This window comes from Clostridia bacterium (assembly GCA_026414765.1).
In the GTDB taxonomy this organism is placed as follows: domain Bacteria; phylum Bacillota; class Clostridia; order Acetivibrionales; family DSM-27016; genus SKW86.
Genome location: JAOAIJ010000030.1, coordinates 1 through 10,921 on the forward strand (window position 1 = coordinate 1; position 10,921 = coordinate 10,921).

The 10,921-nt window shown below is 38.1% G+C and carries 6 protein-coding genes; all 6 read left to right on the forward strand.

From position 1 onward, the window contains the following. A partial coding sequence (locus N3I35_12565; protein ID MCX8130918.1) for an amino acid adenylation domain-containing protein occupies nt 1-6,355 on the forward strand: 6,355 nt, incomplete at its 5' end. A gap of 77 nt (nt 6,356-6,432) precedes the next feature. Continuing rightward, nucleotides 6,433-7,527: a 3-dehydroquinate synthase II gene (locus tag N3I35_12570; GenBank protein MCX8130919.1), complete on the forward strand. Its 1,095-nt coding sequence runs from the start codon at nt 6,433-6,435 to the stop codon at nt 7,525-7,527. 41 nt (nt 7,528-7,568) lie between these two features. Beyond that, nucleotides 7,569-8,390, forward strand: coding sequence for a 2-amino-3,7-dideoxy-D-threo-hept-6-ulosonate synthase (locus tag N3I35_12575; GenBank protein MCX8130920.1), 822 nt, complete (start codon nt 7,569-7,571; stop codon nt 8,388-8,390). 28 nt (nt 8,391-8,418) lie between these two features. Next, nucleotides 8,419-9,147, forward strand: a complete 729-nt coding sequence (locus N3I35_12580) for a class I SAM-dependent methyltransferase (GenBank protein MCX8130921.1) — start codon at nt 8,419-8,421, stop codon at nt 9,145-9,147. Between the two features lie 154 nt (nt 9,148-9,301). Beyond that, nucleotides 9,302-10,135, forward strand: coding sequence for a CPBP family intramembrane metalloprotease (locus N3I35_12585; protein MCX8130922.1), 834 nt, complete (start codon nt 9,302-9,304; stop codon nt 10,133-10,135). A 439-nt stretch (nt 10,136-10,574) separates the two neighbouring features. Further along, on the forward strand, nt 10,575-10,921 hold a 347-nt coding region (locus N3I35_12590; protein MCX8130923.1), incomplete at its 3' end, for a hypothetical protein.

Below are 10,921 nucleotides of genomic sequence, written 5' to 3' on the forward strand. Positions count from 1 at the left end.
AGAACTTGCATACAGGAGCAAATACCTTGCCGGGGGTTACAACAACCAACCTGAGAAGACCCTGGAGGTATTTGTGGAAGACCCTCCGGGAAGCGGACAATGTGTATATAAAAGCGGAGATCTTGGACGGAGGCTGCCTGATGGAAGGCTTGAGTACCTTGGCAGAAGGGATTTTCAAGTAAAGATAAGGGGCTACAGGATAGAAGCAGGTGAAGTGGAAGCTGCCATAGAAGCCATAGATGGTGTAAAAGAAAGTGTTGTGGTGCAGGTAAAAAACAGTAAGGGAGAAAGTTGCCTCGCAGCATATTATACTACGTCAGAAGGTGTGGAACTTGGCAGGGACAAAATAAAGGATACCCTGAATAAAAACCTTCCCGGGTATATGGTTCCTACATACTACGTAAAAATAGAAAGCATACCTCTGACTCCTAACAATAAAGTGGACAGGGAGGCATTACCTGAAATACGTGAAAACGAAAAAGAAGGATACGAACCGCCGTGCAGCCAAACACAAGAAAAGCTTGCCGGCATGTGGAAAGATATACTCGGTATAGATGAAGTAGGTATAAACCAGGACTTCTTTGAGCTTGGAGGTCATTCACTAAAAGCTACAACTCTTATAGCCAGGATACACCGGGAACTTAATGTAGAAGTATCTTTAAAGGAAGTATTCAGCAGCCCTACAATAAAGCAGCTGGCGGCATACATTGACAGTGCATGCCGGAGTAATTACAAAGCCATACTGCCTGTAGAAAAAAGTGAATGGTATGAAGTATCATCAGCACAAAAAAGGATGTATTTGATTTATGCAATGGACCAGAGCAGTACCGCCTACAATGAGGGCGGAATAACCCAAATAGAAGGGAATCTTGACAGGAAGCAGCTTGAGGAAGCGTTCGAAAAGCTTATTCAAAGGCATGAAACACTGAGAACATCTTTTGAGGTAAAAGAAGAAAAAATAGTACAGATTATACATGAAAATGTAGAGTTTAAAATAGATTACTTTGAAGCAAAAGAAGAAGTCAGTGAAATAATAAAATCATACAGGCGGTCCTTTGATCTGAGCAAAGCTCCACTCATAAGAGTGGGATTGGTGAAGACGGGTGAAAAAAGGCATATACTCATCTGTGATACGCACCACATAATATTCGACGGTACATCCATGGGTATACTGATAAGAGACTTTGCCAGCCTCTATGAAGGGGTGCAGCTTCCCGAGCTCAGCATTCAGTACAATGACTTCTCTGCATGGCAAAATGAGTTTTTTAGAGGAGAAACCATCAAAAGGCAGGAACAGTACTGGATTGACACATTCAGTGGTGAAATACCCGAATTGAACATGCCTGCCGATTACCCGAGGCCTGCGGTTCAAAGCTTTGAAGGAAGTAGTATAAATTTTGAAATAGGCAGAGAGCTTACAAAAAAGCTTAATGAGCTGGCAAAAGAAACAGGCAGCACAACGTATATGGTGCTGCTGGCAGCTTATAACGTACTCCTGTTTAAATACACAGGGCAGGAGGATATAGTGGTAGGTACCCCCATAGCAGGAAGGCAGCACGGGGATTTACAGGGGATAATTGGCATGTTCATAAACACCCTGGCAATGAGAAACCACCCTGAAGGTGGCAAAACCTATAAAGAGTTTTTGCACAGTGTGAAGATGAATGCTTTAAGAGCCTATGAAAACCAGGATTACCAGTTTGAAATGCTTCTGGAGAAGCTGGATATCAAAAGAGACTTAAGCAGAAACCCTCTTTTTGACACAATGCTTATGCTGCAGAATATGGACATAAAAACTGTAGAGATATCATCCTTGAAATTTAAAGAATACATAATTGACAGCAAAAAATCAAAGCTTGATATTACACTGAATGCAGTTGAGAGGGATGAACAGGTATTCTTCACTTTTGAATACTGTACAGAGCTTTTTAAAGAAGAAACGATGCAGAGGCTTGCAGGACATTACATAAAAATATTAGAAGAGGTTTTGGAAAATCCCGCAATAAAGCTGGAAAATGTAAGTATGCTGTCTGAGAAAGAAAAGCAGAAATTACTTTTTGACTTTAACAATACAGCACTGCAATATCCGATTGAACAAACAATCAGCCAACTGTTTGAAAAACAGGTAAAGGATACTCCGGAAAACATTGCATTAGTAATTGAAGAAAAGCGGCTTACTTATATGGAATTAAACGAAAAAGCAAACCAGCTTGCAAGGCTGCTAATCCGAAAAGGAGTAAAAAGTAACTTTATTGTAGGTTTAATGGTAGAGCGTTCACTTGAGATGATTATCGGCATAATCGGAATATTGAAGGCCGGAGGGGCATACCTGCCTTTAGACCCTGATTACCCCCAGGACAGAATAAACTATATGCTTGAAGATAGCGGAGTAAAATTACTGTTGACACAGAAGAGTCTTAAAGAAAAAATAGCTGAATTATCCATAGAATCGGTTTATATAGAGGAGGATGCAATATATCAGGGGGAAGCAACAAATCTGGGACAGATTGGTACATCCGAAGATCTGGCGTATGTGATATATACATCAGGTTCCACGGGAAAACCCAAAGGAGTAATGCTGGAACAGAGGGGAGTAAACAATTTTATACAGGGAATCACGGAGAAAATAGAATTTATTCCAGGTAAAACCATATTAGCCTTGACAACAATATGTTTTGACATATTTGTACTTGAAACCTTGCTGTCACTTACAAAAGGATTAAGAGTGGTAATAGCCACTGAGGAGCAGCAAAAAGACGTAAGAGCTTTAAGAGAGGTTATCCTAAATAACAATATCGATATGCTGCAGATGACTCCTTCAAGGCTGCAGTTATTGATGAGTGAAAGAGAAATCACTAAATGCCTTAGAAAAATAAGTGAATTAATGATCGGTGGAGAAGCCTTTCCTAAAACGTTATTAGACCAAGTAAGGAGTGTAACCCAGGCTAGGATATATAATATGTACGGACCTACAGAAACCACAGTCTGGTCTGCAGTCAGGGAATTAACACAGCTCGAAGAAATGGATATAGGCAAACCGATAGCAAATACCAGTATTTATATTTTAGATAAAAATAATCAGCTTCAGGCAATAGGAATTCCTGGAGAGTTATGCATAGCAGGGGATGGGCTTGCAAGAGGGTATCTGAACAGACATGATCTTACAGCAGAAAAATTTGTTTCAAATCCCTTCGTAGAGGCGGGGAGGATGTATAGAACGGGAGATCTTGCAAGGTGGCTGCCCGACGGAAATATAGAATTCTTAGGCAGGATGGACAATCAAGTCAAGATAAGAGGGCATAGAATAGAAGTAGGGGAGGTGGAATCCTGCATTTTGAGTCATCCCATGGTAAAAGAAGCTGTTGTTGTCACAGCGGAAGATACGGAGGGCAATAAAAGCCTTGCTGCATATTATGTTGCCACCAGTCTGATTTCTTCACTGGAATTAAGAGAACATATTGCCAAAGAACTGCCGGATTATATGGTGCCCACTTACTTTGTACAGTTGGAGAAGATGCCGATGACTCTAAATGGGAAGATAGACAGGAAATCTCTTCCTTCTCATTCTGCTGGTCAGGAATATAAGACTGAAATAGTAGAGCCGAGAAATGAAATGGAAGAAAGGCTTACTGCTATCTGGAAGGAAGTATTAAGAATTGACCGGATTGGCATAGAAGATAACTTTTACGGACTTGGCGGAGACTCAATAAAAGCTATACAAGTAGTAGCCAAGACAAATCAACTTGGTTTAAATATAGCAGTAAAGGATATCGTGAAATATAAAACAATTGCTTTGATAGTAGAAAATGTAAACCTTGCTTCTGTAGACACAAGCATTATTCAGAAAGAAGTGGAAGGCAATATACCTCTTATTCCCATACAGAAGTGGTTTTTTGAACGTAATACAGAATACCGCCGTTACCGGAATCATACCAATATGTTTTTACTGGGGAGTGATACTGACTTAACACTGCTGGAAGGGGTTTTCAGAAAAATAATACAGCACCATGATGCCCTAAGGATGTCATTTAAGATTGAAGATGGACAAGTTGTGCAGTATAACAGAAAAATGGCCGATGTTCAGTTCAATCTGGATATAGTTGATCTGTCAGAGTTCACTTATGAAGAACAGATAGAAATAATGAAAGACATCAGTGAGAAAGTACAGGATGGACTGGATATTGAAAAGGACTTGCTTATAAAAGGGATTGTTTTTGATCTGGCTAAGCAAGGCAAAAGGCTTATGATTTCCATTAACTGCCTAGTGATAGATGGAGTATCATGGAGGATATTACTGGAAGATATTAATAAGCTTTACCAGTCACAGCTTCAGTATGTGCTGCCGCAAAAGACATCTTCATTCAAGGATTGGGCGGAAAGATTACAAAACTATTCGATTGACTATTTTGTAGATGTAGATTATTGGGAAAAGATAGATCCTCTCATAGTTAAGCCGTTGACGAAAGTAAAAATAGGAGATAACAAACCGGAAGATTTCAAATGTATTGAAATACAACTGGATAACAAATATACAACAAAACTTTTGAGTGAGGCAAACAAAGCTTTTGACACAGAAACATATGAAATATTGCTATCAGCCCTGACATTATCGCTGGCAGATGCCTTTGAAGTTGAGGGTATAGCTATAGCTCTTGAAGGCCATGGAAGAGAAGAAATAATTGAGGGTGTTGATTTGAGCAGGACAGTAGGCTGCTTTACGGCAAGATATCCAGGATACTTTGAAAAACAGGCTGGTCTGAAAGAAACCATATTATACACTAAAGAAAATTTGAGAGACATGCCGGGTAATGGCCTAAACTTTGGTATTTCCAGGTATATAGACGGAAATGAATTAATTAAGTTATCCGATCTGCAGGTATCTTTTCAATATCTGGGACAATTAGAGAGTCTGATTGATAAAGATGAACACTCATTACTATCTGTTTGCCCCGAACAGTCCGGCAGCAAAATAAAACTTTCAGACAAGCATTATAGCTGTATTGACATTGCCGGGACGGTGATAGATGGAAAGATGCAGTTCAGTATAGAATACAATGCCAAGTATATAGAGCATGACGAGATAAACAGGTTTACTTTACTGTTTGAAAAAGTATTAAAGGATATTGCAGAATATTGTTCAGAAATAGCTGATATGGGTATATGCGGCCGTGAAAAAAGCAAAGAAGAAGTAGTTGTATCAGTAAAAAGACAATATAACATTAGCTTTATTCCATCTTACAAATATCCTTTCTATGTAGATTGTACAACAGGTGCATTATGTGAAAAGTTGAAGTATGAGGAAAACATTCAAATACTTCCGAGTTTTCTGTATGCAGGGGAAGGCCACTGCCTTATAGGTCATATAAGTTTACAGGATATAGTCAGGAATACCGGTATGTTGAAATATTTCGGTATTAATTTTGGTCATCTAGAAGGGATGGGTGGTTTCTTAAAAGATGAATTAGGTGTTTTGATGCATACAAAAACCTTCCCGACACTTGATGAAGGTATGAGATACTGCCATAAGCTTGTAAAGGAAAATAAGCTGGCTTTTTTAAGAGGTACAACGTACTTTCTGAACTTTTCACCTGATTATTATATTGACAAAGAAGAATACATACAGAAGATGAATAACTGGTATAACCAGAAAGACGGTGTCAGTGATCCAGGAACTATGCTGGAGATGTCCCATGCATTCTTACTTGTTGATATAACAAAGAGGTCCTATGTAGTATATGACAGCAGTTTTGATTATTTTGGTGAGATGAATAAAAGCGATCTGTATAAAGCATTTAAAGGTATAAGTGCCTTGGAATTCATGAAAGGACATCCGGCAAATGAAGTAAGTCCTCCTTATATAGTACATGAAGTGGATTCATCGAACATAAATAAAGTTGCCCCTGGCATTATAGGGATGGCAATACTTAAAAAGAATTTAAAGAGATTTTTAGTATCTAAAAGGGTGGAGATAGAGCAGAATGGAGCTAGATATAATATCAGCCTTGGCCTTGCCGCCCTAAAGGATCTGGCGGACGAAATCCAGGTAATAGCAGTCGATTCAGAAAAAACCGTTGAAATAAAAGATTTTTTCACCCAGACGATTTCATCATTTGAGTATAAGTTCATATTCTTCAGGGATTTTTTAAAAGACATTGCAACTTACTGTAATGTACCGGGAGATATAATACGCGGATTGGACAAAAACATTTCACTGCTCAATGCAATATCTGATAAAGCCAGAAATAGCGAAATAATAGATTTTAGAAAATACTTCAGTAAGGCTAAAAGGGAGATATACAAAATTTATAGTGATCTTAACAGTTTGTTTGCAAGGCTGGATAAAAGTACAGATTAAGTGCTTTTGAACAAAGCAATAGTATGATCAGGCGAGAGTAAAAATTAAAAATATATTATAGAAAGGATTTAGTGAAAATGTCTAAAATGATATGTTTTGATGCAAGAAGTTTAAAGGATGAAGAAATAATAATGCCCAAGGTTTACAACCTGAGGTACCGGTGTATCATGATTGGATTTGATATGCTTAAAAGGATTACGCCTCCAGGCAGAATGAAGATAATTGTTGAGTTGAATGACGAGGCAAATCTTGGGGACGTGCCTGACACTGCAATTGTTTTTTCAAAGAAAACTGAAATACTGTACAAGGCAAAAGAAAGAGGCTATAAGACAGCTGCGTTTGCGAAGGTTTCAAATTATGAAGGTATGGATGAGGCGTGGAAGACAGGAGAGAAGTTCGATTATCTGGTAGTTGAACTAGTGGATGAAACCAATATACCTCTTGAGTTGCTTATAGCACGTTTGCAAAGCAAAGATACAGTTCTTTTGAAGGTAGTAAACAACTGTCAGGATGCGGAAATCGCCTTCGGTGTAATGGAATCAGGAAGTGACGGAGTTGTACTGAGGACTGATGATCTTCAAGAGATTATGGAGGTTGACAAACTGATGGAGAAAGAAGAGATTGGCAAAATAGAGCTGGTAAAAGCAAAGGTTATAGATGTGCAGCATATAGGAATGGGATATAGAGCCTGTATAGATACAACAAATCTTCTGGGAACAAACGAGGGAATGATAGTAGGTTCTACTTCAAATGGAGGCCTTCTGGTAAGTTCCGAGACACACTTCCTGCCTTACATGGAATTAAGGCCCTTCAGAGTCAATGCAGGTGCAGTACATTCATATGTATGGATGCCTGACGGTATGACCGGCTACATAACAGAACTTAAAGCGGGAAGCAAGGTTCTTTGCGTAGACACAGAGGGTAATACCAGGGAAGTGAGCGTAGGCCGTGTAAAGATTGAAATGAGGCCTTTGCTGAAAATAGAATCCGAATTTAATGGGATAAGAATTAACACGATTGTACAGGATGATTGGCATATACGTATTTTTGGAGGAAACGGAGAGGTACGGAATGCTTCGACAATAAAAGCTGGAGATGAGATGATGGCATACGTCTGCAATGGCGGAAGACATGTAGGAATAAAGATTGATGAGCGTCTGGAAGAGAGATAAGTCTCATAAAGAAGTGTGAAGAATGTGGGGAGTTGTTTTAAATGTATGGTAAGACATTAAGACTTTCAAGACTAATTAATCCTGATTCAAAAAGGACATGCATAGTTCCGATGGATCATGGAATAACACTGGGTCCTGTTGATGGAATAGAGGACTATCTCAGTACATTAAGGCGTGTTGCGGCTGGGGGAGTTGATTGTGTAATACTGCACAAAGGTCTTTTGAAAGTAGTCACCCAATACCCAGAGTTGGCAAAGGTCAGGTACATAATGCACCTTTCTGCTTCAACAGTTTTAGCACCGGATTCAAATGCAAAAGTGCTTGTCAGTACTGTTGAAGAAGCGTTGAAGTTGGGTGCGGACGGAGTGTCAATTCATGTCAATCTGGGAACTCAAAACGAAACAGAGATGATCAAAGACTTCGGAAAAATTGCAGGTGCCTGTCATGAGTGGGGGATGCCGTTGCTGGCTATGGTTTATACATTCAACAAGGCTAATAAGGATGTGACTAAAATTGCCCACGCTGCGCGTCTAGCAGAGGAACTGGGAGCAGACCTCGTAAAGGTGGACTACCCTGGTACAATAGAAGATACAAGAAAAATTATCAACGGAGTAAGAATACCTGTACTTGTTGCGGGAGGTGCAAGAATGGACAGTTCGAGGAAGTTCATGACAATGATTGATAATGCATTGACGGCAGGCGCTGCCGGGGTTGCAGTCGGTCGTAACGTTTTCCAGAGTGAACGTCCTGAGATTATAACAAGGCTTATCAGCAGACTTATACACGGCGAACTGGAACTTTCCGAGTGCCTGGTGCAACTGAGTGAGTATGCGCCGGAATTTACCAGAAAAGTCGGGATTTGAGACAAAAATAAAAAAGGGGTGTAGTATTATGGAGAGTCTACCTAAAAAAGAGAATACTCATGTTAAATTTAAAAATGTTTTCAGTGGAGTTAAAATGAAGTGCATTATTTTTAGTGATGCTTTGTTTCATTTTATTTCGGTCGCTTTATCTTATTTTAGTGAAAAGAAATTTGATGAAAAACATGGAATCGAAACTCTCAAAATTGAAAGAAATATAGACGAAAATATCGATGGTTGTCCATATGAGCCTACGCCTGCCAAGATTTTTTATAAGACAATGAAAACTATAGAAGCCAATGAGAATGATTATTTTATAGACTTTGGAGCAGGCAAGGGTAAAGTCCTCTTTATGGCTGCAGAATTCGGAATAAAAAACATTGTTGGAGTCGAGATATCGAAAGAAATTTACAAGGTTGCACAGAAAAACATAAAAAATTATCTGAGCAGCAGCAGAAAGGATGTAGATATTTCAGTTTTGAACTGTGATGCATGCGACTTTGTTATACCTGACAACGCCACCATATTTTATTTCTTTCATCCATTCTATATTAATTCTATGAAGGAAGTATTGAAAAACATAGAGCAATCTTTTGAGAGGTCACCAAGAGCACTAAAAATTGTGTATTACTACCCATTAAGTGACATAAAAAATCTATTCAATTCACAGAAATGGTTGAAGAAGAAGTTTACTATCAAGTATAAAAAGTTTCTTCCATCTATAGATGACTACTGCGTTGTTTATGAAGCGATTGTGTAATTACCTGATAATGTTTTAAAGATATAGGAAGGAGGACTAAAGAAAACTACGTATACCAGTAAAAATAATAAACGCAGGGGGTGAGGATTCGGAGTACTATGATACTTGGTCTGAAGTAGTTTATTATACTGTTTAACTAATAGGAGGTTATAATATGACAAAGAAAATAAAAATTTTTGCTTACGTAATACTGTACGCTGTTATTATGTATGGAGCAACCTTTTTGGTAACAAATGTATGGTTTAAATCAAACTTAATTCCAGACGCTTATAAAGTACAAGAAATGAATTATGTATATGTAATTGCATTTATTATAACATTATCACTATATTTCCTGGTCTTCAAACTGAGGAAAAAGAACTATTTTGAAGCGCTAAATCTGTCAAAGATAAGTGTAAAAAATACTGTCCAACTAGTAATAATAGGGATTGCTATGGGTGTTTTTACAAGTAGTTTTATGAATACAACACTTGTTGCTAAAAGCTTTCCTTTCTTTAAAGATATAGTAGTCGGGCAGGTAAACGGGAACAAGATTTTTGTAATATCGGTAATTGTGGTAACACTTACGGTTGTACTTGAAGAGATGATATTCAGGGGAATAATTTTCGGTGAAATACGCAGTGGATTCTCACCTTATGCAGCGGTCTTGATTTCCGCTTTGGCTTATGGAATACCAAATGGATTTTTAATTGGATATGCTGTAGGATTATATGCTTTTGTCTCAGCGCTCTTATACGCACTAGCATGTGTTTATATGAATTCGACTATATCGTCCATAATATTCCAAGCAGTAAGCACAGGGGTTCTTTTTACTTCCGTTAAGTCAGGGTTTTTTGACCGCATAAAGGAATTTGGAGATACGACATTGACTATTGCAATAATAATTAGTTTTGTAGTAATTATAGTATTGTTTATAGATTTGCATAAAGATTACAAAAAGAATATTTCAGTAAGAAACTCAGGAAAGAATAATTCGATTTTGGCGTAGGAACCGTTAATAAGTAGTTTCCAGCTTGTTATAATTATGGGTTCACATAAAAGAACCCATAATTAATTCTTTGAATTTTTATACTATTAGTTTATTCTACCCGGCTAGTTGATTTATTTTCGGGTTTAGTTCCAATACTCGCCTTGATACAAATTTAGCTCACTTCGCTCAAACAAAAATTTGCCTTATCCGAAGTTTCGTTAACATCTACATATGCAACTCTAAGCAACTAGCACAACACGCTAATTAAGTGTAAAAAAGAAAGGTGGCTTTTGAAACCTTCTCAACAGAAAGAACCGGCAAATATTTGCTAATAAAAAACACACCTTATGCTGGGAAATAAATGCATTAACGGGGAAAATTGTATATGTTTCTATGCGGAAGTTGTATTACATCGCATAGTTTAAACGATTTTATGCTATTTAGAGAGGATACAGATATGTTAAACATTGATCTCGGGGAATTGGCTAAAAGTTTGAATGGTTTGAATATAAGTGAAGTTGAAGAAACTGATACCGGAGATATAGGCATAATAGGGATTTCAGTAAAACTACCTCTGGCAGGAAGTACAAATGAATTCTGGGAAGCCCTGAAAGCAGGAAGGGACTGCATATCAGACTATCCCCAGGGAAGATCCCAAGAATTGGACTTGTATTTCAGGTTTAAAGGAAAGGACACCAGGCAGGTAAAATATAAAAAAGGTGCATACCTTGAACGGATTGATGAATTTGACTGCCGTTTCTTTAATATATCCCCCCGGGAAGCAAGTCTGATGGATCCCAACCA

Excerpts from the sequence above, each read along its gene's own strand:
- N3I35_12570 (MCX8130919.1), top strand. The coding sequence starts at position 6,433 with ATGTCTAAAATGATATGTTTTGATGCAAGAAGTTTAAAGGATGAAGAA.
- N3I35_12575 (MCX8130920.1), top strand. The coding sequence starts at position 7,569 with ATGTATGGTAAGACATTAAGACTTTCAAGACTAATTAATCCTGATTCA.
- N3I35_12580 (MCX8130921.1), top strand. The coding sequence starts at position 8,419 with ATGGAGAGTCTACCTAAAAAAGAGAATACTCATGTTAAATTTAAAAAT.
- N3I35_12585 (MCX8130922.1), top strand. The coding sequence starts at position 9,302 with ATGACAAAGAAAATAAAAATTTTTGCTTACGTAATACTGTACGCTGTT.